A 24,290-nucleotide genomic window follows, 5' to 3' on the forward strand; every position below is an offset into this window, starting at 1 on the left:
TATTCGGTTTTGAGGCAACGCCTTAAAATAGATGAGTCGAATAGAATAATGGAGGGTTCCACGTGAGCAAAAATTGGACTAATGTCGGTATTATCGCTTCAGTATTCGCCCTGACCGCCGGACTCCTTGCCGGATGCGGCAAGGAGTCCGATCAAGAATCTTCCTCGGGGTCGCCGGCCGCTTCCTCGGCGGCAACGGCTTCCGCTGGAGGGACGGGAGCCTCCAAACCCTACGACGTGACGGTAGCCCTGTGGGATGTGGCGACGAACCTGACGGACCCGGCAACCGATAAGCTGCTCAAGACGGTCGAGGAGAAGACGAACCTGTCGTTCGAGGCGCAGGCCGTCACCTGGAACGACTATAAGGAGAAGTTCAATCTGTGGGCGGCCTCTGGACAGCTTCCGGACATGTTCGTAACCGACTTCCGGTTGACCCCGACGGTGGACACCTGGATCAAGCAGGGGCTGCTGCATGCATTGCCGGACGATCTGAGCGCCTACCCGAATCTGCAGAAGATCATGGAGATGCCAGATGTCAAGCCGCTCGCCATTGACGGCAAGTTCTACTTCATTCCTCGTCTGACGAAGCTGTCCTCCGACGAGTACGCGACGGAGCGGGGCTATGTTGTCCGCAAGGATTGGATGGAGAAGCTGGGGATCGAGACGCCGAAGACGTTCGAGGAATACGAAGCCATGTTCGCCGCATTCGCGAAGAATGACCCGGACGGCAACGGCAAGGCGGACACAATCGGCTTGACGCATAACTTCAGCGACGTATTCGGCACGCTGCTCGCGCTCGGCTCCTCCGTGCCGAACATCAAGGGGTGGATGCAGGAAGACGGGAAGTGGATTCCTTCCATTGCCTCGACGGGAATGACGGATTATCTGACGAAGTTCAAGAAGCTCTACGACGACGGCGCGCTCGATCCGGACTTCGCTCTTCTGAAGACGAACGACGGAATGGACAAGTTCTCGCAGGGCAATGTCGGCGCTCTCGCCGTTCAAATCAGCGACAACTTCCTGTATACCATCAAGCAGAAGTGGGACAAGGCGAATCCGAATCAGTCGTTCGAGGATTCGATTACGATTCTGCCGGGCTGGACGGCTCCGGACGGCAATCAGTATCGCTTCTACCAATCGACCGCGTATTCCGATATTTACTTCAGCTCGAAGCTGAGCGACGACGAATTCGACGCTCTGCTGAAGTTCATCGACTTCAACCTGTCCGAGGAGGGCCAGGATTTGTACTCCTACGGCTTCGAAGGTGAGGACTACACGAAGGAGAACGGCACCATCGTGCCAAGCGAGAACCGCGTGAACTATCCGAGCTACAAGTTCTTCATCTATCTGGACGGAGTCGGCCACAGCCGCAATGTGCCGCGCGAGGTGCGGGCGTCTCTCTACGGCGAGAATCTGGTCAACCTCTCTTATGATATGTACGACAGGCTGATCGCTGAAGCGAAGCCGATTCCGATCAACTTCAATGTCGACCTGATCAATTCGACGGAGAAGAACAGCTTCCAGTCTGTCATTAACGGCTACATGGACGACATCACGAAGATCGTCCTTGGCAGCGAAGACGTCGAGACGGCCTGGGCCAAGCAGCTTAAGGTTTATGAAGGCAAGGGGATGAGCAAGGCGATCGAGGAAGTCAACGCAATCGTTGCGGAGAAGGGCATTCAATAACGAATGCCGGCCAGCCAGTTCGCTCACGGGCGAGCGGGCTGGCCTTTGGCCTTGTTGCGGAGGCGCATGTACCTGTACAATGGGAGGAACCTCGCGGAGAGGGGCCTCGGCCGCGAGCCTGGCTTGTTCCGGACGGCCCTGCATGGATTAAGGCCAAGAGAGAGAGGCGATCGCCCTGCTTCCATTCCTGAGAAGAATGACGCTTAAGAATCAGCTTCTCTGTCTTCTGTTCGGCACGCTGGTCGGCGTGATTGCGTTGCAGATTATATACTTCAATCGAATCTCCAGTGTCATCTACGACAAGAACAACGATTACACGAGCGAGATTATGGCCAATGTAGAGTCCGGCATGATCGACGAGCTTGATGCGCTTGACCGGATTGTCGCCTCCGTTGCCTACAATGACACGGTTCAGCGCTTCTTGCTCGAATCGAACAGCCTGAATAAATATGTACTGTACACGGAGATGACCGCGCTGCTCGAGAAGATGAAGGGGATCAAGCGCGGAATCGTCGATTTCGTGCTTGTGGGAGAGAACGGCAATTCGTTTAATCTTGGGTACGATGCCAAGGTGCAAGAGCATTATCGCGAAGTCATCGAGCAGTTGAGAAGCCATCCCATGCACGGAACCGGCGTACAATACGCGGGGGTCCTGCAGCTTGCGTACAATGGGACGGAAGGGATGTATCTTCTCGTTGCGTCGCCCATTCGCGGAATCGGTCAAGGCTCGCATTACGGGGACATCATCGGGACTTTCTTTATGCTGCTGGATGCAGGGACGCTGAGCCGCACGATCGAGGACATTTCGGAGAAGACGACCGGTTACTTCTACATTCTGGACGAGAGTCGCGTCATTCTCGCGAGCAACGATACGACTCGAATCGGGTTGACGGCAGAGGAGCCCGGAGGGGCGTTCATCGTGACGGAGAAAACAATTCCCGGCATCGGATTCACGATGGTCAGCGTTCTTCCGAAGAATGAGCTTTACGGCGGCATCGAGGTCGTTCGGTCGGATATTGTGATGTTGCTCGCCATCCTGATGCTTGTTCTTCTGATCGTCTATCTGTTAATCGCCCGTAATCTTGTAAGGCCGCTTGGCAAGCTGTTTCACTTCCTCCAAGCCGTCAAGCGGAACGGAGAGACTGCGTTTAACGAGCGGGTCGAACTGGAAGGCTATATGGAGATTCACGTTCTTGCGGCCAAGTTCAACCAGATGCTGGACGAGATTGGGGAGCTGACGGGCGAACTGCTCGATTCGCATTCTCGGGAGTACGAACTGCAGTTGCTTCGGCAGCAAGCCGAGATTGCCTTCCTGAACAGCCAGATCAACCCTCATTTTCTATATAACACGCTGGAGACCATTCAAGGAATCGCCGCCGTTCGCGGTGTTAGGGAGATTATGACGATGACGTCGGCGCTCAGCGGAATCTTCCGTTACAGCATTCAGGAGCAGGAAGAGGTGGCGTTGCGGGAGGAACTCGAGATTGTCAGGAAGTATCTGGAGATTCAACAAATACGCTTCGAGGACCGCTTCGAGGTGGCGTTCGATATCGATGACTCGCTTATGGGCGTTAAGGTGAAGAAAATGCTGCTGCAACCGCTCATCGAGAATGCGGTGTTCCACGGATTGGAGCTGATGCTCGGCAAAGGACTGCTGACGGTTCGAGTATGCGAGGGAGCCGAGGGCGACCTGCGTATCGCCATCGCAGACAACGGGACCGGAATCGCTTCGGACCGGCTGGAGGAGCTTCGGGAAAGCTTGTTGTGGAGGGACGCTCCGGTGGAGGCGCGGAAACAAGGGAGGAACGGGATCGGCGTTGCCAATGTAGGTAGGAGAATTCGAGGGGCTTACGGCGAGCCGTACGGGCTCACGATCGAGAGCGAGCAAGGAGCCGGAACGACGGTGATCTTGCGGCTGCCGGGAAGGGGGGGCGCGAATGTATTCGGTTCTGCTGGTGGATGACGAGAAGTGGATTGTCCGGAGCCTGAGAGCCAAAGCGGACTGGGAGAGCTTCGGCTTCCGAATTGCGGGAGAGGCATACAACGGCGAGGATGCGCTGAGGAGGCTGGAGGAGGAGTGCCCGGATGTTGTTCTGACGGATATCCGGATGCCCGGCATCAGCGGCCTCGTCTTGATGGCCCGAGCCAGAGAACGGGGAATTCAGGCGGAATTCGTGGTAATCAGCGGCTACTCGGAATTCAATTATGTCAAGCAAGCCCTCCAACTGGGGGCGGCCGATTATCTGCTCAAGCCGGTGGACGAGAAGGAACTGGCCGACTTGCTGATCCTCCTCAAGTCGCGTCTGGATCAGGCGAAGCGTACGTCCGGGCTGCTGCTGGCATCGCTGCTGCAGAACAGGCTGCCGGAGGAGGCGCCGCTCATTCGCGACATTCTTCTACGCCACAGGCTCCCGGCCCAAGCGGCCGAATTGAGCGTCATCTGCGTGCTTCGCAACGCACGGGAAGCGGATGCATGCGGAGAGGAAGCGGGAGCAGGGCTGTCGCTCCCGGAGGTTCCGCATCTGCTGCTGAAGACGGGGCGAAGATCGACCGGGGTTCTGATCGACAGAGGGCATCTTGACTCCGTTCTTGCTGCCTTGTCCCGATCTGAGCAGCGGCTGGACGGCGTTGGCGTCGGAGTCCGGGTCCAATCGGAGGAGCGGCTGGAGGCGGCTATTCAGACGGCGGCATGGGCGGCAAGCAGCTACTTCCTCACGGGGGTCAAGGGAGGCGTCCACGTCTATCGCGAGCCCGCAGCGGAGCCGACCGAGCTGCTTCTGCGGCTCGCTCATTCCTTCAAGAGCGCCAATTCGGCGGCGATATCGGACATCTTGAATCAGTTGAAAGCACTCTTCCGCGAGGGACATTCCGATATTCGGCACGCCGTTCAACTCTACGGCCTCGTTCAGACATTGATCATGCGGGGACAGGCGGTCGAGGAGGAGCCGCAAGAATACAGCGTGATGGAAGACTATGCGCCGTCCTATTCGACGCTGCTTGAGCTGTTCGGGGATGCGGGGAGGATGATCGCCTTCTGCGCGAAGGAGCTGCAATCGGCGCTGCTCTTGTCTGCTCCGGCGACGGGAGCCGTCTCGCATGCGGCGATGAAGGGCATTGTCGCCTATATGGAAGAGTACTACGCCGACAACCTGTCGCTGTCTTCCGTTGCCGAGAGGTTCAAGCTGCATCCGAATTACGTCAGCAATTTGTTCCAGAGAGAGCTGAAGTCGACGTTCACGAAGCACCTGATGAAAATTCGGCTCGACCATGCCTGTGCGCTGCTGACGGAGACGGAGCTGTCGATCAACGCCGTCGCTGAGAGGGCCGGCTACGAGGACTACTTCTACTTCGCGAAGATATTCAAGAAGCAATTCGGCGTCAGCCCGAGCCACTATCGGTTGAACCAGGGCTTGTCCGCACGGCTGTAGGACCGAAGCCCGGGCGGAGCCTGCTTTGTTGTGGTATCCTTTATCGGACGTGTTCTTGGCGCATGTCGTCAATTATTAGGAATGGCAATCAAGAGATTCTCGGCCAGAATAGATCGTCCTGATAGGGAGTAGAACCGCTTGAGAGAGAGCAAGCTCTATGGCACGTGGTTCAATCGATTGTATACGTGACGGAGGTGTTACTGATGCAATCTCTTCTATGGGCGCTGCTGCTTACGCCGTCGGTCAGAGCTCGAGCCGCGCGAGATGACGCTGTGGAGCGGCGAGCAGGCGAGGGCCGTGTTCGCGTCGCCGGACCCGGATTGGGCCGTGTTCTACGCGGTGTTCCGCCGGGCGGGCCTGGTCGGCAGCTTCCGCAACGGCTGCATCGCGGGCCGCAGGACGAGGTACCACTACTATTCGTTGAACGGCCAGACGATGAACAACCGGCCCTGGACGGACGGCGCACTCTATGTGCTTCCGCAGGAGCGGTTCGTTCGTCCGGTCGGGTCGGCGATTCCGTTCGAGGAGTGGGTCTGCCGCGAGCCGGTCGCTCCTCTCGGGAAGCTCGGAGTTGCCCCGGACGACTTCCTGTACAGGAACAAGGTGGCCGTCCACCCCGACGGAGAGCCGCTCGTCCGAACATGGTTGCTCTACAAGCTCAGAGCCTGTAGCATAAGATGCAAGCGGTAACAATCCGCAGGCTGGGGAATGGATGCAACAGACGCGGACCATTGGAGACGAAGAGGAGACGGTAAACCATGTTGGATGCCAAGACGATCGAACGACTGAACGAGACACTGAAGACGAGCATTGACCGCCAGGAGATCGCAGGCGCGAATCTGATGATTATTCGCGGCGGCGCAGAACAATATTACCATGAAGACGGGTTGGCTGATCGGGAAGCGGGAACTCCGATTCGCCGGGACTCGATCTTCCGCCTGTACTCCATGACCAAGCCGGTCACGGCGACCGCCGTGATGCTTCTTCTCGAACGCGGAGCGATCGATCTGTTCGACCCGGTCGGCCGGTACTTGCCGGGCTTCCGCAATCAGCAGGTGGCGAAGGACGGCGAGCTCGTTCCGACGGAGCGGGACATGACCCTGTACGACTTGCTGAATATGACGTCTGGGCTTGTCTATGGAGGACCCGGCGAGCCGGGCCGGCAGACCGAAGCGCTGTTCCGGGAGATCGACGAACGCCTGCTCGGCGATTCTCCGCTGGGGACGGTGGAGGCGATGAACCGGTTGGGCGAATGCCCGCTGGCGTTCCAGCCGGGCGCCTCGTGGCAATACGGGACTTCGGCGGACGTTCTCGCGGCGGTCGTCGAGGTTGTCGGCGGCATGAGCTTCGGAGAATTCCTGCGCCGGGAGCTCTTCGAGCCGCTCGGGATGACGGACACGGGGTTCTGGCTGCCTGGCGCCAAGCGCGGCCGGCTTGCGAAGACGTATGCGGCGGACGGGCCGGAGGGGCTCGAGCTGTACGAGGGCAATCATCTGGGAATCGTCCACCAGATGGACCGCGAGCCGGCGTTCCAGTCGGGGGGAGCGGGACTGGTCTCGACGATCGACGATGCGGCGCGCTTCACGACGATGCTGCTGCGGGAAGGGAGCCTGGACGGCGTCCGGCTGCTGCGCCCGGCGACCGTTCGCTACATGACGTCCTCGAAGCTGACGCTGAGGCAGAGGCAGGCGTTCAGCGGATGGCACACCCTGCGCGGCCATGGCTACGGCAACCAGATGCGCATCATGACGGACAGCCGCAAGGCCGGCATTCTCGGCAGCGACGGCGAATACGGCTGGGACGGCTGGCTCGGCGCCTACTTCTGCAACAGCCCGCAGGACGATCTCACCTTCCTGTTCATGACCCAGCGGAAGGACGCGGGAACGCTGCCGATCACCCGCAAGCTGCGCAACATCGTATTCAGCTCGTTGTGAACCGTTCGATTCGGCTTATTCGGCTCCGGGTCTATTCGGCACCGGGCCTGTACAGGCTGCGGAACTGCGACGGCGTCATTCCTTCGGTGCGGCGGAAGCAGGAGATGAAGTAGCTCGACTGGGAGAAGCCCGACCCGAGCGCGATCTCCTTCACGGACAGCGGAGTGGACACGAGCAGCCGCTTGGCCTGGATCAGCCTCGATTCGAGCAGGAAGTCGGAGAACGACCTGCCGAACGTCTGAGATGGAGGTTGTAGTAGCGATCCAGGCCGAGATCCGTCGACCGATATTCGCGATTGACCCGGTGCTCGGGATAATTGCGATAGCCGCCGATAAAGTCCGGGAAGACGACATGCCTGGGGAAGATCGGCTTCGGAAGGAAGAGATGTTCTCGCATGATGGACTCCTTGCTGGCTGTATTTTTCCGAGAGTGTGTATGCGAATGCCAGGATAAGCGCGGAAATTCGTCGCTGCCGACGCGCCCGTCAGGAATGAATGTGAAAATTCATATTCGCGAGGCACGATCACGGGCAACTTGGACGATGATATGCGAAAAATCGCATAAATCGCAAACTGCCACCGCCAACCGCATAAAACCGTTACCTAGAGTATAACAGAGGAGATTGTGCCCATGAAGCTGCTTCCGACTCCCGAGCTGATCGCCGAGATCGAGCGCTCCGAGATCGGCTACTTGACTGATCATATGCGCGCCATTGAAGGCAGGGAAGGCAATCCGGAAGGCATCGAGATCCGTTCGTTCGGCCAGGCGACCGCCTTCTGCAGCAGGACGATGCCGTGGCCGTCGTTCAACACCGTCAAGGGCTTGACTGCAAGCGACATCGATCGGCTGGAGGAGATCGCGGCCTTCTACGCGCAGAGGCAGCGGGAGGTCCGCTTCGAGATCGTGCCGTCCCGGGTCGATTCGCCCTTCCTGGGACGACTGGCCGAGCTCGGCTTCCACGCATCGGGCTTCCACGCCTCGATGTTCGTCGAACCGGAGGCACGACCGGCCCCGGCAGCGGACAGCGGCATCCGCATCGAGGAGCTGGGCGAAGACGGCTTCGAGTTGTACGCCTCCATTCATTGCCGAGGCTTCGGAATGGGGGAACAAGGCATTCCCCACGTCGCCCGGAACAACAAGGTGCTGCATCGCCGGCCGGGCTGGACGTTCCTGCTCGCGAGTCTGAATGACATTCCGGCCGCCGTCGGCGTACTGTATAGGGAGGGTGACGTCGCTTCCCTCACCTTCGCCGCGACGCTGCCCGAATTCCGCCGGCAAGGGCTGCACGGCGAGCTGCTGAACCGGCGCATCGCGGAAGCGTTCCGGCAGCGGTGCCGGCTCGTCGTCGCCCAATGCGGCTTCCTGTCCCCGAGCCACCGGGATATGGAGCGGGCGGGCATGCGGCTGGGCTATGTTCGCTCCCAGTGGACGAAGCTGTCCCCGTGACCGTCGCACCCGAGCCGTTCGCGGGCTTGAATAGCCGAAAGCTATCAACTATATCAAATATTTTTATGAAGCAATAATGCCGACAGACTATGCTATAATCGAACTATGAAAGTTGCGTAATTAGGTAGCTGCCTTGCTTGCCGTGGCGATGAGCAGGAGCGCCTATTTTCTTCTGCAAATCTATAGGGTAAGGACGGTTAACATGAGCACTAAACAATCACAGTCAGACGTAATCCTGATCGGGGCGGGCATCATGAGCGCGACGCTCGGAACCTTGCTGAAGGAGCTCAAGCCCGAGTGGAAAATCACGTTGTTCGAGCGGCGCGCAATCGCGGGAGAAGAGAGCTCCAACGAATGGAACAACGCGGGAACGGGACACTCCGCGCTGTGCGAGCTTAATTACACCAGCCAGAAGCCGGATGGCTCCATCGATATCAAGAAGGCGGTCAAGGTCAACGAGGAGTTCCAGGTGTCGAAGCAGTTCTGGTCCTACCTCGTGAGCAGCAAGCTGATCAAGAATCCGCACGACTTCATCGTGCCGGTTCCCCATATGAGCTTCGTACAGGGAGAGAAGGACGTGAACTTCCTGCGGAAGCGGTTCGAAGCGCTGGCGGCCAATCCGCTGTTCGCCGGCATGGAGTACTCGGAGGACCCCGAGAAGCTGAAGGAATGGATTCCGCTGATGATGAAGAACCGGAAGGCAAGCGGTCCGATCGCCGCGACCCGCAGCGATGCCGGCACGGATGTCAACTTCGGCGCCCTGACGCGCAATCTGCTGACTCATCTGAAGAACAAGAAGGTCGATATTCAGTTCAAGCGCCAGGTCGACGATATCAAGCGCACAGTGGACGGCTCCTGGGAGCTGAAGATCCGCGATGCCGGGAGCGGAACCGTCGAGCGGCATAAGGCGAAGTTCGTCTTCATCGGCGGCGGCGGCGGAAGCCTTCATCTGCTCCAGAAGTCGGGCATTCCGGAGGGCAAGGGCGTCGGCGGCTTCCCGGTGAGCGGCCTCTTCATGGTGTGCAAGAACCCCGAGGTCGTGGCGAAGCACCATGCGAAGGTATACGGCCAGGCGCCGGTCGGCGCGCCGCCGATGTCGGTTCCGCACTTGGATTCCCGGTTCATCGAGAACAAGGAATCGCTGCTGTTCGGACCGTTCGCGGGCTTCACGCCGAAGTTCCTGAAGTTCGGGTCCATGCTCGATCTGATCAAGTCGGTTAAGCCGCATAACCTGTTCACGATGCTGGCGGCCGGCGCGAAGAACGCGTCGCTCACGACGTATCTGATCAAGCAGGTGCTGCTCTCGAAGGAGAAGCGCATGGAGGCCCTCCGTGAGTTCGTTCCGGACGCGAAGAGCGAGGATTGGGAGCTGCTCGTCGCCGGCCAGCGCGTGCAGATCATCAAGGACACCGAAGCTGGCGGCAAGGGAACGCTGCAGTTCGGCACGGAGGTCATCAGCGCGGCCGACGGCTCGATCGCGGCGCTGCTCGGCGCTTCGCCGGGCGCTTCCACGGCCGTGTCCGTCATGCTGGAAGTGATCGAGAAGTGCTTCCCGCAGCACAAGCAGGAGTGGGAGCCGAAGCTTCGCGAGATGATTCCTTCCTACGGCTTATCGTTGCTCAACCACCCGGAGCTTATCCAAGAGCTGCACGAGACGACGTCGCAGACGCTCGGCCTCGCTGCCAAGATGACGGTGCAAGCGGCAGGACGCACCGTATCGTAATTCGCATGGCATCGCAAAACGCACGTCATAAGCAACGATTCAGCGCCTCTCGGTTCGTTTCGGCGGATCGAGGGGTTTTTGCCGCTTCTGTTCTGCCGGATGAATTAGGAATTCCCGATAATCTCTACTCAAACGGTTCGTTATAAGGTAAGATAAGTCGAAAGCCCCTATTATCGAATCCGGTTGGAGTCGAGATAGCTTCTATTTTTTATAAAGCGCTTACATAAAAAGAGAGAAGCAATGGACCCTGTGAAAAGGAGCGGTCGATTATGAAGAAAATCCCGATGAAGATGCAGCTCGCGCTTATTCTGTTCTTCGTCATGGCGATTCCGATCGCCATTCTGACGTGGTACAGCGCCGCGCAGATCGTACACAATTCGGAGAAAGCCGTCGCGGAATCGTCGATCGCCGGGATGAACGCGAATCGCAGGCTGAACGAGAACGCCTTGAGCAATATGGCTCAGGACGCCGTTCGTCTCGGCTCGACAAGCGTCTTCGATCGAATCCGCGCTTACGAGACGTATGCCGAATTGAACTCGAACTACAATTTTATCAGCAACGCGCAGACGGTTTATAATGAATTGGTGAATCTCAATCATCGCGTGGACGGCGTGAAGTCTTCCTTCTTCCTGCTCGAGGGCGCGAACTACGTCGTCTCAAGCGATAAAGGCATTACACCGCTCGAGCGGTACGAGGACGTCTCCTGGATTGAGAAGGCGCTCGAGAACAGAAGAGGAATCAGCGGCGTTGTGTACCCTCGCAAGCTGGAATCGGGAGTTACTGTTATCTCCTATGTGCTGCCGCTTAACCGCCTGTCCACGACGACGCGCGGCACGATCGTTGTCAATCTGCTCGAGAGCCAGATCGGCGGCTACCTGCAATCGACAGGGCATGGGGAGGAGAGCTACCTCTTGCTCGATTCGCAGGGCACGATTATCTCGATGAACGACAAGAGCCTGCTGCTCACCGACGGAAGCAAGCTTCCGTATATGAAGGAAGTGCTGACCAGCGAGTCGAATCAAGGCCATGCTTTCCACGAGGTGAACGGCAAGCGGCTTCTGTACACCTGGTCCCGCACCCCGTTGTACGGCTGGTGGACCGTGCAGATCTATTCCGTCGACGAGTTGATGACCAAGACGTATCTGCTGCAGCGGAGCATCCTCGTGATCACGCTTATCATCGTGTTCGCAGGCACGGTGCTTGCCGTTTCCCTCGCCACATGGCTCTCCAAGCCGCTGCGGGAGCTGGTCCGGGCGATTCGCACGCACGGCAATCTCGGCGAGGCGAACAAGAACGAGCTTGTCTTCCTCGACGCCGCCTTCCGGCGAATGCAGGAGGAGGAAGAGGGGCTGCACCAGCTCCTCAAGGAGCGGGAGCGGGATACCCGCAACCTCGCGGCGAACAACCTGCTGCGGGGCGAAGTGAACGGACAGGCGGAGGAATTGTTCCCGGACCCCTGTTCCCAAGTGTTCGTTGTCTCGATCGACCGCTACCGCCGCTATGTAAGCAAGAACAACCCGGAGACGAGAAGCTACCACCGTTATTTGCTGACAACGCTGTGCGAGAACTCTTTTCCCGAAGGCATGCATGTGCGTTGTGTCTACCAGGGAGAAGGAACGTTCGCGGTGCTGATCAACTACGAGGAATCGGAAGAGGAGCGGGAGGGCATCCAGGAGGCGCTGATCCGCGTCCGGGACGGCGTTCTCGAGCTGATCGGCCACTCCGTGACCATCGGGGTGAGCCGTCCGGCCGACTCGATCGATCAGGTGCCCGAGAAGTTCACCGAAGCGACGGAAGCGCTTAAGCATCGGATGATCCGCGGCAGCGGCTGCATTCTGTATTGGGAGCCGGAATCGGAGCGCAGCAAGAAGTACATGTATCCGGCCAACAGCGAACGGCGGATCGTCAACTTCCTCGAATCCGGCGATCTCGACAGCATCCTGAAGGAGCTTGACGTGATCGGGCAAGACATTCGCGCCGTCGAGCCGATCTCCTACGACAACATTCTGTTCGTCTACAATCAGTTGGTCGGCGTGACAATCAAGCATCTGAGGGAGAACAATATCAGCACGTCCCGCATCTTCGCGGGAAGAGGCAACGTCTACTCGGCCATCGCCTCGATCGATACGCTCGATGAGCTTGAGAAGTACCTGAAGGAATTCTTCGGCGAGATCGTTCAGTACTTGTCCCGCAGCACGTCCGACGCCAACCCGAACCACGGGGAGAGAATCATTCGCTATCTGGACGATAATTATCGCAAGGAGATCGTCTTCGAGGACATGGCCAAGGAGATCGGCATCAGCTACTCGTATATGCGCAAGATCGTTTACGATCTGACGGGCAAGAGTTTGATCGATTACACGAATATGCTGCGAATCGAGAAGGCGAAGGAGCTGCTGCTCGAATCGGAGCTGACGATCGCCCAGATCGCAACCGAGGTCGGCTATTACAATGTTCAGAGCTTCAACCGGTTCTTCCGCAAATTCGAAGGCATGCCTCCGAGCAGCTACAAAGCTTCCAAGGCCCGCACCTCTTGATGAGAATGAAGCCGTCAGGCGGATCGATGACGATCCCCGGCGGCTTCATTTTTGCTTCTATGCATCACATTTGATCATACGGCAGCGGAGGAACCGCATAAGATCGGGCTTTGTATCAAATCTGAACGGCATGATCAATACTCAAGATTTACGATTTCGAAATGTAAGGGTTATCATGAAATCACCTCGCCGATGGGCAGAGCATCGCAAGGCGGAGGAAGTCATCCTGCAAGGAGGTGAGAATGTGAAGGTTGAGAGCGCTTCAGTTTCGGCTTCGCAAAATGTAATCGCTTCAGATCCTAAACGCAAGAAAAACATGGGGATGACGTTTTATCTCCGAAGAGACTGGCAGCTCTATTTGCTTCTAATGGTTCCGCTGGCGTTTGTCCTGGTGTTCAAGTACGGTCCGATGTCCGGGCTCATGCTGGCCTTTAAGGATTACAAGATCGCCAAGGGGTTCTGGGGAAGCGAATGGGTCGGCTTCGAGGTATTCCAGCAGATCTTCGCCAAGCCTGACTTCACAAGAGCGGTGCGGAATACGCTGCTGCTCAATGTTCTTGATCTGATCTTCAGCTTCACGATGCCGATTGTGCTCGCGTTGCTGCTCAACGAGGTCAAGAGCGTTCGGTTCAAGAAGATCAATCAGACGCTTCTGTATCTGCCGCACTTCCTGTCGTGGGTCATCATCGGAGCGCTTGCCTATCAGTTGCTCAGCGAAGGCAGCGGCGTCGTCAACAACGTCATCGAGATGCTTGGAGGCACGCGGATTCCGTTCCTGCAGGAAGACAACAACTGGCTGATCAGTTATCTGGCCATCGGGGTCTGGCAGAGCATGGGCTGGGGAACGATCATCTATCTGGCGTCGATCAGCAGCATCAATCCCGATCTGTACGAAGCGGCCACCGTGGACGGGGCGGGCAGATGGAGGAAGGCGTGGAACGTCACGCTTCCGTCGATCCGCGTCACCATCGTCACCTTGCTGATCATGAACCTCGGCAAGATCATGGAGGGTTCGTTCGAGCGAATCTACGCCTTGCAGAATAAGGCGACAACGGAGTTCACGACAACGATTCCGGTGCTCGTGTACCGTTGGGGGATCGAGAGCGGCAACTTCAGCCGCGCGACTGCGCTAGGCTTGTTCCAGGCCGTTATCGGTGTGGTGCTCGTACTGGCGGCGGACCGGATCGCCAAGAAGCTCGGCGAAGACGGATTGATCTAAGAGGAGGGGAACCATGAAAGCATCTGTCGGCACGCTTGCCGCAACCAGTCGTAAGCGCTTTGATTCCTGGGACGTGCTGATTCACCTCCTTCTGATCATTGCCTCGCTGGCTTGTCTGTTGCCATTCGTCCATGTCGCGGCCAAGTCGTTCAGCGAAGACGCCTACGTCATCGCGAACAAGGTTATTCTCTGGCCGGAAGGCTTCACGATTGAAGCTTATAAGAAGGTATTCGCCGACGCGAGCATCCTGCGATCGCTGTATGTGTCGGTTGTCGTTACGGTGCTGTTCACGATCATCGGCATGCTTCTGACGATCTTCGCCGCGTATCCGCTGTCGCGCAAGACGCTTAAGGGAAGGCGAGTCCTGACATTTATCTTCCTGTTCACCCTGTACTTCCATGGGGGCATCATCCCCGATTACATGCTCATCAATAACCTGGGCATGCTCGATACGATATGGTCCCTCGTATTTCCGCTTGCCTTCAGCGCATTCAACCTGCTCATTATGAAGACCGCGCTGACAAGCAGTATTCCCGACAGTCTGGAAGAGTCGGCCCGAATCGACGGTGCGGGACACTTCCGAATTCTGTGGAGCATCGTTCTGCCGCTGTCGAAGCCGATTATCGCGACGCTGTCGCTCTTCTACGCGGTCGGCCGTTGGAACACCTACCAAGACGCGCTGTTCTACATCAAGCAGAACGTCGACATGAGGCCGCTTCAACTCAAGCTGTATTATCTGGTCATCCAGGCAAGCGAGAGCTTCCAACTGGAGGCGACCAATGTGCAACTGAGCAATCCGGAGGTTCTGAAGGCATCCTGCGTCGTGTTCGCGACGCTGCCGATTCTGTGCATCTACCCGTTCGTTCAGAAGTACTTCGTTCAAGGCGTTATGCTTGGAGCCGTCAAAGAGTAATTCGCGAATTCGACTATTCTTAATTGGGGGAGTTAACACGATGAGCACAAAGAGAATCGCCACGGGGCTGCTTGCCGCCGCCGTCAGCTTCACTGTTCTGAGCGCATGCTCAAGCAACAATAACAACAACACGGCCAGCCCGAGCACGTCGCCTTCCGCAAGCAACTCGGCCAGCACCGCGCCTTCTGAGAGCGCTTCTGCAGGCAAGTACGCCGATTACTCCAATGGCTTCCCGGAGAAGGTTACGCTGGAGATTCCGGTCTACGAGCGCGCCTTCGAAGGCTGGAACGTATCCGACAACTATTACACCAAGTGGGTGCAGAAGGAATTCGGCGACAAGTACAACATCCAGGTGAAGTTCGTGCCGATTACCCGAACGGCCGAAGTGCAGGATTATGAACAACTGCTCGCTTCCCACAAGGCTCCGGACGTTATTTTCCACTATGACATGCCGCAAGCGCTTGCCTACTACGGGGAAGACGTCATGCAGGAGCTCGATTATGATGAGATCGCCAACTATGCGCCGACTTACTGGAACAATCTGAAGTCGACGATTGAGCAGTACGGCACCGTTGACGGCAAGAAGGTATTCTTCTTCGCCGAGCGTCCGGTTGCCGACAACAATACGACGCTGATTCGCAAGGACTGGGTGGAGAAGGTCGGCATGAAGGTGGAGGATCTGACCTCGCTCGAGAAGACGAACGAGATGCTTGTCAAGTGGCAGGAAGCCGGACTCGGCACTCTCGGCGGCTCGCTGCTGCAGAACAGCTATGTGTACAGCTATCCCTTCCGCGAATGGCCGACGGACGCGAAGGAACGCGCTCTGTACTCCGACCTCAGCGTCGCCGATCTGACGAGCAAGTGGACGGAGGACTACCTGCGCAACCTGAATTACGAGTACAACAACGGCCTCATCGACAAGGAATTCTATCTGCGCAATGACGAAGGCAAGATCAAGGCCGAGTTCGTCGCCGGCAAGACAGGAACGTTCAACACTTACCTGACGAGCGGGGCTGACGTATTCGCAGCGACGCTGGCGAACAATCCGACCGCCGAATTCGCTATCCTGCCTCCGAACGCTCTCGTTCCGGAAGGCAAGGCTCCGCAAGGCCGCGCCTACTGGCCGTTCGGTCTGATCATGGGCATCAACTACGAGTCGACAGCCGAAGAACGCGCTGCCGTCTGGATGTACCTCGAGTGGCTGAGCCAGCCGGAGAACCTGTTCTACTTCCAGAACGGTGTCGAAGGCCAGAACTATACGCTTGACGCTGAAGGCATTCCGGCCAAGGTTGCCGACTATGCAGGCGAATCCAAGCTGTCCAACAACAATAACAAGGACTACTGGGCGCTTGTTACCGAGATGGCGGAATTCGACACGCCGGAGAAGACCCGCACCGCCTTCCTGCGCACCTGGGCGCCTCCGGGATACGAATCCCTCGCGAACGACATGGTTAAGTACTACGACGAGACGGCACAATACCGCACGCCGGACGCGCTGTTCAGCGTTGTGCTCGAGAAGGTCAACGAATACAAGACCGATCTGAACGCTCTGTTCCAAGAGCTGTACGTGAAGATTGCGCTGGCGAAGGAAGCCGACTTCGACAAGGTGTACGCCGATGCGGTCAAGACGTACCTTGACGCAGGCTACCAAGAGATTCTCGACGAGAAGCAGAAAGCGATCGACGCGGGCCAATTCAGCTAAAGATACGACATCAGTTCCGGGGCCCCTGCAAGATGCGGGGGCCTTGAATATGGAGGCTTGGAGGATTTGAAGATCAACATGGAACCGGCTCGCTTGAAGGCGGCCATCGACGGCGTCGTTCAGTATACGTTCGGCATGGACCTCACCTGGGATTGGCCGGGCGGCGTCGCCTATTACGGCGTCAGCCGGGCGTTCGAAGTGACGGGAGAGCAGGCGTACCTGCAGCGCATGGCCGATTGGGTAGACGAATATCTGGAGGCAGGGCTTCCGGGCTGGACGGTCAACACGTGCGCGATGGGGCATATGCTGCTTACGCTCTACGACCAGACGAACGAGCAGAAGTACTTGGACCTGATTGTCAGCAAAATCGATTATCTCGAGAACAAGGCGCTGCGATTCGGGGATCGGGTGCTTCAGCATACGGTATCGTCCAAGAACGACTTCCCGGAGCAGGCTTGGGCGGACACCCTCTTTATGGCCGCATACTTCATGCTGAGAGTCGGCATCAAGCTTGGCGAGAAGAGGCTGGTCGACGATGCGCTGAACCAGTACTTCTGGCACATCAACTATCTACAGGACGAGAACACGGGATTGTGGTATCACGGCTACAACAATGTGAACAAGGATCACATGTCCGGCATCTATTGGGCGCGCGCCAACGCTTGGGCGGCGTACACGATGTCCCGGGCGGCGCGGATTCTGCCGGAAGCGTATCTGTATCCGCCGATGATGCACATCTGGAGCTCGGTACGCGATCAGCTTGCCGCCGTCCGGAAGCTGCAGAAGGAAGACGGGCTGTGGGGCACGGTGCTTGACTATCCGGCCGCATACGGCGAAGTGTCGGCCACGGCCGGAATCGCGGCGGCGATGATCACGCAGCACAATCCGCTGCACGCCAAGCATGTGCAGAAGGCGCTCGACGGCGTGCTGGCGAACATCGCGGACAACGGTCGCGTGATGAATGTGTCGGGCGGCACCGCGGTCATGAACAACATCGACGGCTACCTCGGCATCGACCGGAAGTGGGCCCAAGGCTGGGGACAAGGGCTGGCTCTGGCTCTTCTGACGTCGGCTTACGAGGTTGTGGGCGCGGGCGGTACGGAAGTGTAAGCGGTTGGCGATATTGCATCGGTTGCCTGTCGGGCCTGGCTTGAGCTGTCCGGGGCAACGGAATGAGGGATGCTGCAGCAGGAGATCGGCAACCGTGAAGGGCGATATATGTTCCGGGAAGGAGCGAACTCCCTTCCCGATGTCTCTTCCGGTTCGGATACGTGTTGAATTCCTTCTCTCCCTCCTATTTGTAAGCGATATCAATAACTAATAAGTTCTTATTTACCTTTAATAGTTCAACAAGTAATAACAAATATAACCAAACTAGAAAGAGAGGCGGTTTGCTTATGAACAAGAAATGGAGGAAAACAGGTTCACTGCTCGTTAGCGCAGCGATGTTGTTCTCGCTCGTTCTGCCGGCGGCGCCGGGGCAGTCTCAGAAGGCAAGTGCGGCGGAGGTCATCGAGAAGAAGTTCGACTTCGGCACAAGCACGAGTCCGGTTATGGAAGGCTACTTTCAGGTGACGGAAAGCACGCTCTATTCCGAGGCGTTGGGTTACGGACTGGATCAGGCCGTTGCCTCGCGCAATCGCTCGGGCGGGACGGACCTGACGAACGACTTCGTTCTGGGAACCTCATACGGCTTCATGGTGGATCTTCCGAACGGCGAGTATGACGTTAGAGTCGTTTCGGGGGATGTGACCGGATCCGGAACGACCAAGACGACCATCGTCCTCGAAGGGACCACAGCCGGCAGTATATCGGCCAAGACGGACGTAGCAGAGAACACCTACCGGACAACGGTTGCCGACGGCCAGTTGAACGTCGGAATCACCGGAACCGGCGCCGGCGGTTACCTGAATGCTCTTGAAGTCAAGACCGTTGTTCCCGAGCCGCCGGCGGCGCCGACCGGGCTTGCGGTCGACGGATACGGGGCTTCGCCCGTCTCCGTGTCTCTGACATGGGGCAGCGTAACGAATGCCGTGTACTATAATGTGTACCGCGCGGACGGCGACAGCGGAAGCTTCGCGCTCATCGGTTCACCGGCAACGGCTTCCTATTCGGATACGAATGTGGAAGCGGGGCTGTCGTATCAATACCAAGTGACCGCAACGAATGCATTGGGTCTCGAATCGGCTGCCAGCCCTGCCCTTGCGGCCGATGTTCCGGAGCCGTTCGAGAACCCTGACGACGCCGAAGCGCTTCCGGACGGCTTCCCGCTTAAGCTGGACTTCGGTCCGGGCGAAGTCGCGGGCGGCTACTTCGGCATCCAATCTCCGATCTTGTACACGGCTGCGCTTGGCTACGGCTTCACGAATCCGGGAGCCGTGCTGGCAGGGGACAGCGGAACGGGCGATGCCTTGAAGTCCGATTACCTGCTGCCTTCGGGAACCGACTTCAACCTTGATCTGCCGAACGGAGACTACTCCGTGACGGTGACGGCCGGCGACGCGACTTCCGCGACCGAGACGGCGGTGTCCGTCGAGGGCATGACGGCGAGCAAGATAGCCTTGACGTCGAAGGCGGCAGGCGAATACCTGGAGCAGTCCTTCCAGATCGCTCTTATCGACGGCCAGCTCAACATCACGTTCTCCGGTTCGTCTCCGAAGATCAACGGACTTGTCATCGAGAAGCTTCCGGATCGTTCGGCAAGCGAGCTGCCGACCGTCTATATCGCGGGCGACTCGACCGTCCAGACATATGATCCTTACTGGGAGCCGCAAGCGGGCTGGGGACAGATGATTCCCCGTTACTTCTCGAGCGACATCTCGTTCAGCAACCAGGCGATCGGCGGCAGAAGCTCGAAGTCGTTTATTCTGGAAGGCCGTCTGGACAACATCCTGCGCGCGATCAAGCCGAATGATTACTTCCTGATCCAATTCGGCCATAACGATGCGACGATTAGCGTTCCGGAACGTTATGCGTCCCCGGAGGATTACAAGGAATACCTGAAGACGTACATCAATGGCGCGCGTCAGCGCGGGGCGATTCCGATTCTAGTCACGCCGGTCGGTAGATTCGATTACAATACCGAATCCAAGCTGTTCAACGTCAGCTTCCCGGAATACGTGGCGAAGATGAAAGAACTTGCAAGCGAGATGGATGTCGATCTCGTCGACCTGAGCACGCTTAGCCGCGAGTATTACGACACGATCGGTCCGGAAGGAGCGCTCTCCGTCTTCCTGCACGTTCCTGCCGGCATCTATACGGCATTCCCGACAGGCTCGACGGACAACACGCACTTCCAGGAGTATGGAGCGATTCAGATCGCCCGGCTTCTGTCGGGAGGCATCAAGGAGCTTGATCTTCCGCTCGCCGACTATGTGGCGGACACCGAGCCGCCGGCCGAGGTTCCTTCCAAGCCGACCAACGTGCAGGCAGGCAGCGTCAGCAACGCCAGCGCAGTTCTCACCTGGGACGCGGTGGAAGGCGCGGATATTTACAAGGTGTACCGCAAGCTGACGGGGGCGTCGGACTACTCATTGGTCGGCACGGCGACCGTGGCGACGATTACGATTCAAGGGATGGTGGAGGGCCAATCGTATGACGTCATCGTAACCGCGGTGAACGGCAAGGGCGAATCCGACTCCTCCGACGTCGTCGTCATCCAGACGAAGCAAGCGACGATGAAGTACGACTTCGGTCTCGCCGGAAGTCCGGTCATGGCAGGGTACACGGAGGTGAATTTCTCGACGGTGTACACGCCGGAGATCGGGTACGGCATCGTCGATCCGACGGGGATGATCGGGCGCGACCGCGCGACGGGCAGCGACCTGCTGCGCGACTGGCTCGGCTACTTCAATGTCGGTTGGCAGTTCAATGTCGATGTGCCGAACGGCTTGTATTCGGTTAAGCTGTATGTCGGCGATTATCTGGGCAGCGCCCGAACGGACGTAACGATCGAGGGCACGAGCTATGGCACGGTATCGGCCGGAAGCCAATCCATTACGGAGAAGAACATCTCCCAGGTATTCGTCGAAGACGGACAGATGAATTTCGTATTCGGAGGCTCGACCGGCATCGTGAACGGGTTGGAGATTACGCCGATCCTGATGGCGCCTGTCGGTCTTGAAGCGTCGAATCTGAACGCCGATCCGGATGCTCCTTCCGTCACGCTGGCCTGGACGGGAACGGAGGATGCGGCGAAGTACAATGTTTACCGCAGAGACAGCGGAGCGACCAGCTTCGAGCTGATCGGCAGCACGGTGACGACGACTTATGTCGATACTGCGGTCGATGTGGGCATGGAATACGATTATCAAGTGACGACCGTCGATACGGCGAATACCGAGACGGGGCCGTCGAACCGAATTGCCGTCTCGCTGGTCGATCCGGACGTGGCCATTCCTGCCGTTCCGGCCGGTCTGAGCGTCGTCTCCACGAACAAGAACGACGTGACGATCAGTTGGACGGCAAGCCAGGGAGCAAGCTCGTATCGGGTGTATCGCTCGACGAAGGAAGCGGGGCCGTTCGAGCCTGTGGCCAGCGTGAAGACAGCTTCCTTCACCGATACGTCCGTGCTGACGACGATTCCTTACTATTATAAGATAGCTGCCGTCAGCGCCGGAGGCATCTCCGACAAGTCCGATACGCTGGCGACGCCGGCGGTGACCGTGCTCTATCGCCAGATGGAATATCTGGATCGCGCGCTCGTTGCGGTGGGCCAAGAGGATGGCGTCTACGTCGGTTGGAAAATGCTCGGGACCGATCCGGACGACATCGCGTTTAATCTGTACCGCGACGGCGTCAAGGTGAATGAGGAGCCGATTGCGGGGGCGACCAATCTCCTGGACGAAGACGGCTCGAACGATTCCGTCTATTCGCTGAAGACGGTTGCTGCGAACGGTACGGAGAAGTCGGCGTCGCAGGAGGTGGCGGTGTGGGAGAACAATTATTTGTCCATCCCGCTGCAGAAGCCTGAAGGCGGCATCACTCCGGCGGGCGAGGCCTACACGTACAGCGCCAACGATACAAGTGTTGGCGATCTGGACGGCGACGGCACGTACGAGCTGATCGTCAAGTGGGACCCTTCCAATTCGCATGACAACTCGCAATCCGGCTATACCGGCAATGTGTACATCGATGCGTATAAGCTTGACGGCACTCTCCTGTGGCGCATCGATCTGGGCAAGAACATCCGTGCCGGCGCGCACTACACGCAATTCATGGTGTACGATCTGGATGGCGACGGGAAGGCCGAAGTCGCGTTCAAGACGGCGGACGGCACCATTGACGGAACGGGCGCTGCGATCGGAGACCGGAATGCCGATCATCGCAACAGCTCGGGTTACATTCTGCAAGGCCCCGAATACTTGACCGTGTTCGACGGTCTTACGGGCCGAGCGCTGACAACGACCGATTACGATCCTCCTCGCGGTGTCGTAGCCGATTGGGGAGATGCGTACGGCAACCGGGTCGACCGCTTCCTGGCCGCTGTCGCTTATCTGGACGGGGAGCATCCGAGCTTGATTTTCAGCCGGGGGTACTACTCTCGTACGGTCATCGTCGCCTATGATTACGTGGACGGCGAGCTGTCGGAGCGCTGGAAGTTCGATTCGGACGACAAGGAATACGGCTCCGCCTACATGGCCCAAGGCGATCACAACCTGTCCATCGGCGACGTCGACGGAGACGGCAAGGACGAGATTACGTTCGGCGCGATGGCGATCGACGATAATGGCAAGCCGCTCTATAATACCGGCCTCGGCCACGGGGACGCGCAGCATCTGGGCGATCTCGATCCGAGCCGTCCGGGGCTGGAATACTTCAACGTTCACGAGCATACGGATTCCCCTTACGGCATGGACTTCCGCGACGCGGAGACCGGCGAAGTCATCTGGGGCGTCTACACCGGCATCGACACCGGCCGCGGAATGGCGGCGGATATCGACCCGAATTATGTCGGCGAGGAAGTATGGGCTGCGACGATTACGAACGAGCAGCACATTCCGATTACCGGCCTGTACAGCGCTCAAGGCGAATTGATCTCCACCGTGATCCCGTCGTCAACGAACTTCGGCATCTGGTGGGATGGCGATCTGAGCCGCGAGCTGCTGGACTCGAATCATATCGACAAGTGGGATTACGAGAATCAAACGACGAATCGACTCTTCACGGCGGAAGGAGCGTTGTCCAACAACAGCACGAAGGCGACGCCGAATCTGCAGGCCGACCTGTTCGGCGACTGGCGCGAGGAAGTCGTCTGGCGCAACACGGACAGCTCGGAGCTGAGAATTTATACGACGACGGACGTAACGGACACGCGCCTGCGCACGCTGATGCACGATCCGATCTATCGTCTCGGCGTCGCCTGGCAGAACGTCGGCTATAACCAACCGCCGCATACGAGCTTCTTCCTCGGCACGGATATGGAGACGCCGGCAGCGCCGCATATTTACTTGGTCGGCGAACCGGAAGACACCGGCACGACCGATCCGGGCGACGGAGGCACGACCGGTTCGGGCAACAGCGGCACGACGACAGATGGAACGTCCGTCAGCGGCGGAACGTTGGCCGTGAAGGCATCCAAGGATGCAGCCGGTCAAGCGTCGGTGCAGATCGATGCCGCGAAGCTGAAGGAAGCTATCGCTCAAGCGAGCCAAGGCCGAATCGCGATTGAGATCGAAGGCGGTAACGATGCGAAGGGATTGAGTGTCACGATTCCGAGCGCTCCGCTCCAAGACGCGGGAACCGCAGTTAAGGAGATCGTTATCCGCAGCGGCAAGCTGGAAGTATCCCTTCAGCCTGATGTGCTGAAGGGGACAGGCGAGACGGATTCGTACCGGCTGTCCGTGCAAACAGTCGATCCCGCTTCGTTGTCGGACAGCGCCCGCAAGGCAGTTGGCGATAATACGGTATACGACTTTACGTTGACCGCAGGAAGCCAAACAATCGATGAATTCCGGAAGGGCGACATTACGGTTAGCTTGCCATATACGCTGAAGGCAGGACAGAATCCGGAGAATGTCATCATTTACTACATCTCCAGCTCCGGACAATTGAGCATCGTGGCTAACGGGCATTATGATGCGGCGACGGGAACGGTTATCTTCAAGCCTGCCCACTTCAGCAAGTACAGCACGGCGTATGCACAAGTCTCGTTCGCCGATGGGAACCAAGCCGAGTGGGCGAAGACGGCGATCGAAGCGCTGGCCGCACGGGAGATCGTGCAGGGCAACGGCACGGGGTCCTTCCTGCCGACCGCTCAAGTAACAAGATCCGAATTCATTCAGATGGCGATCAAGGCATTCGGTCTGGCATCCGATAAGGCGACGACAAGCCTTGCGGACGTTCGGACGACGGATTGGTATTACCAAGCCGTTGCAACGGCCGAGAGCCTGGGCATCGTAACGGGAAGGCCGGATGGCACGTTCGGGGCATCCGATCCGATCACGAAGCAGGATATGGCGGTTATCCTTAACCGTCTGGCTCAAGTCGCAGGAGTCGGCCTGAGCGCGAGCACCGGCGCGGCGAGCGCCTTCGACGACGCCGGAACGATCTCCAGCTATGCGAGCGCTGCGGTCGATTCCTTGCGCAAGGCCGGCATCGTTAACGGCAACGGGAACGGACTGTTCCAGCCGACCGGCCTGTCGACTCGAGCCGAAGCCGCGACGATGATCTACAAGCTCCTTCTCGCGGATCGCTAACTTGAC

The 24,290-nt window shown here is 58.2% G+C and carries 15 protein-coding genes; 13 read left to right on the top strand and 2 right to left on the bottom strand.

Features of this window, described 5'->3' with window-relative positions:
- Positions 1-62: 62 nt before the first annotated feature.
- The 5 genes from E6C55_RS20865 (at position 63) to E6C55_RS20885 (ending at position 7,047) form a co-directional block, all read left to right on the top strand.
- The gene (locus tag E6C55_RS20865) at positions 63-1,685 is read left to right on the top strand and encodes an extracellular solute-binding protein (protein WP_136371757.1); all 1,623 of its coding nucleotides are present in this window, start codon (positions 63-65) and stop codon (positions 1,683-1,685) included.
- Between the two features lie 196 nt (positions 1,686-1,881).
- Positions 1,882-3,648 (top strand): cache domain-containing sensor histidine kinase, encoded by a 1,767-nt coding sequence (locus E6C55_RS20870; protein WP_136371758.1) that lies wholly within the window; start codon positions 1,882-1,884, stop codon positions 3,646-3,648.
- A complete protein-coding gene (locus E6C55_RS20875) occupies positions 3,623-5,113 on the top strand; it encodes a response regulator (RefSeq protein ID WP_136371759.1) in 1,491 nt (496 codons plus the stop codon). Before E6C55_RS20870 ends, E6C55_RS20875 begins: the two co-directional genes overlap by 26 nt.
- Positions 5,114-5,377: 264 nt before the next feature.
- Positions 5,378-5,803 carry a hypothetical protein gene (locus tag E6C55_RS20880; protein WP_136371760.1) on the top strand — a complete coding sequence of 142 codons (426 nt, stop codon included), beginning with the start codon at positions 5,378-5,380 and terminating at the stop codon, positions 5,801-5,803.
- Between the two features lie 68 nt (positions 5,804-5,871).
- Positions 5,872-7,047 carry a serine hydrolase domain-containing protein gene (locus E6C55_RS20885; RefSeq protein WP_136371761.1) on the top strand — a complete coding sequence of 392 codons (1,176 nt, stop codon included), beginning with the start codon at positions 5,872-5,874 and terminating at the stop codon, positions 7,045-7,047.
- Positions 7,048-7,078: 31 nt separating this feature from the next.
- On the opposite strand, the gene E6C55_RS35235 is transcribed toward E6C55_RS20885, so the two are convergent.
- The gene (locus E6C55_RS35235; RefSeq protein WP_330999645.1) at positions 7,079-7,336 is read right to left on the bottom strand and encodes a helix-turn-helix transcriptional regulator; all 258 of its coding nucleotides are present in this window, start codon (positions 7,334-7,336) and stop codon (positions 7,079-7,081) included.
- A complete protein-coding gene (locus E6C55_RS34810) occupies positions 7,240-7,443 on the bottom strand; it encodes a hypothetical protein (RefSeq protein WP_230986781.1) in 204 nt (67 codons plus the stop codon). The genes E6C55_RS35235 and E6C55_RS34810 overlap by 97 nt, the downstream gene beginning before the upstream one ends.
- A gap of 234 nt (positions 7,444-7,677) precedes the next feature.
- On the opposite strand from E6C55_RS34810, the gene E6C55_RS20895 reads away from it, so the two are divergent.
- The 8 genes from E6C55_RS20895 (at position 7,678) to E6C55_RS35240 (ending at position 24,284) form a co-directional block, all read left to right on the top strand.
- Entirely contained in the window at positions 7,678-8,493 is an 816-nt protein-coding gene (locus tag E6C55_RS20895) for a GNAT family N-acetyltransferase (RefSeq protein ID WP_136371762.1), read from the top strand.
- A gap of 148 nt (positions 8,494-8,641) precedes the next feature.
- Positions 8,642-10,216 (top strand): malate:quinone oxidoreductase, encoded by a 1,575-nt coding sequence (locus E6C55_RS20900; RefSeq protein ID WP_136371822.1) that lies wholly within the window; start codon positions 8,642-8,644, stop codon positions 10,214-10,216.
- 269 nt (positions 10,217-10,485) lie between these two features.
- On the top strand, positions 10,486-12,753 hold the full coding sequence (locus tag E6C55_RS20905; RefSeq protein ID WP_136371763.1) for an AraC family transcriptional regulator: 2,268 nt from the start codon (positions 10,486-10,488) through the stop codon (positions 12,751-12,753).
- 316 nt (positions 12,754-13,069) lie between these two features.
- The gene (locus tag E6C55_RS20910) at positions 13,070-13,972 is read left to right on the top strand and encodes an ABC transporter permease (protein ID WP_230986783.1); all 903 of its coding nucleotides are present in this window, start codon (positions 13,070-13,072) and stop codon (positions 13,970-13,972) included.
- Between the two features lie 13 nt (positions 13,973-13,985).
- Positions 13,986-14,885 carry a carbohydrate ABC transporter permease gene (locus tag E6C55_RS20915; protein WP_136371765.1) on the top strand — a complete coding sequence of 300 codons (900 nt, stop codon included), beginning with the start codon at positions 13,986-13,988 and terminating at the stop codon, positions 14,883-14,885.
- A 40-nt stretch (positions 14,886-14,925) separates the two neighbouring features.
- Positions 14,926-16,587 carry a type 2 periplasmic-binding domain-containing protein gene (locus E6C55_RS20920; RefSeq protein ID WP_136371766.1) on the top strand — a complete coding sequence of 554 codons (1,662 nt, stop codon included), beginning with the start codon at positions 14,926-14,928 and terminating at the stop codon, positions 16,585-16,587.
- Between the two features lie 78 nt (positions 16,588-16,665).
- Positions 16,666-17,697 carry a glycoside hydrolase family 88/105 protein gene (locus tag E6C55_RS20925; protein WP_136371823.1) on the top strand — a complete coding sequence of 344 codons (1,032 nt, stop codon included), beginning with the start codon at positions 16,666-16,668 and terminating at the stop codon, positions 17,695-17,697.
- Positions 17,698-17,984: 287 nt separating this feature from the next.
- Positions 17,985-24,284: a rhamnogalacturonan lyase family protein gene (locus E6C55_RS35240; protein WP_136371767.1), complete on the top strand. Its 6,300-nt coding sequence runs from the start codon at positions 17,985-17,987 to the stop codon at positions 24,282-24,284.
- The last annotated feature ends 6 nt before the right edge of the window (positions 24,285-24,290 follow it).

This window comes from Cohnella fermenti (genome assembly GCF_004801405.1).
GTDB classification, from domain to species: Bacteria; Bacillota; Bacilli; order Paenibacillales; family Paenibacillaceae; genus Cohnella; species Cohnella fermenti.

Excerpts from the sequence above, each read along its gene's own strand:
- E6C55_RS20915 (WP_136371765.1), top strand. The coding sequence starts at position 13,986 with ATGAAAGCATCTGTCGGCACGCTTGCCGCAACCAGTCGTAAGCGCTTT.
- E6C55_RS20870 (WP_136371758.1), top strand. The coding sequence starts at position 1,882 with ATGACGCTTAAGAATCAGCTTCTCTGTCTTCTGTTCGGCACGCTGGTC.
- E6C55_RS20925 (WP_136371823.1), top strand. The coding sequence starts at position 16,666 with ATGGAACCGGCTCGCTTGAAGGCGGCCATCGACGGCGTCGTTCAGTAT.
- E6C55_RS20885 (WP_136371761.1), top strand. The coding sequence starts at position 5,872 with ATGTTGGATGCCAAGACGATCGAACGACTGAACGAGACACTGAAGACG.
- E6C55_RS35240 (WP_136371767.1), top strand. The coding sequence starts at position 17,985 with ATGAACAAGAAATGGAGGAAAACAGGTTCACTGCTCGTTAGCGCAGCG.
- E6C55_RS20910 (WP_230986783.1), top strand. The coding sequence starts at position 13,070 with ATGGGGATGACGTTTTATCTCCGAAGAGACTGGCAGCTCTATTTGCTT.
- E6C55_RS20880 (WP_136371760.1), top strand. The coding sequence starts at position 5,378 with ATGACGCTGTGGAGCGGCGAGCAGGCGAGGGCCGTGTTCGCGTCGCCG.
- E6C55_RS34810 (WP_230986781.1), bottom strand. The coding sequence starts at position 7,443 with ATGCGAGAACATCTCTTCCTTCCGAAGCCGATCTTCCCCAGGCATGTC.
- E6C55_RS20900 (WP_136371822.1), top strand. The coding sequence starts at position 8,642 with ATGAGCAGGAGCGCCTATTTTCTTCTGCAAATCTATAGGGTAAGGACG.
- E6C55_RS20905 (WP_136371763.1), top strand. The coding sequence starts at position 10,486 with ATGAAGAAAATCCCGATGAAGATGCAGCTCGCGCTTATTCTGTTCTTC.
- E6C55_RS20875 (WP_136371759.1), top strand. The coding sequence starts at position 3,623 with ATGTATTCGGTTCTGCTGGTGGATGACGAGAAGTGGATTGTCCGGAGC.
- E6C55_RS20920 (WP_136371766.1), top strand. The coding sequence starts at position 14,926 with ATGAGCACAAAGAGAATCGCCACGGGGCTGCTTGCCGCCGCCGTCAGC.
- E6C55_RS20895 (WP_136371762.1), top strand. The coding sequence starts at position 7,678 with ATGAAGCTGCTTCCGACTCCCGAGCTGATCGCCGAGATCGAGCGCTCC.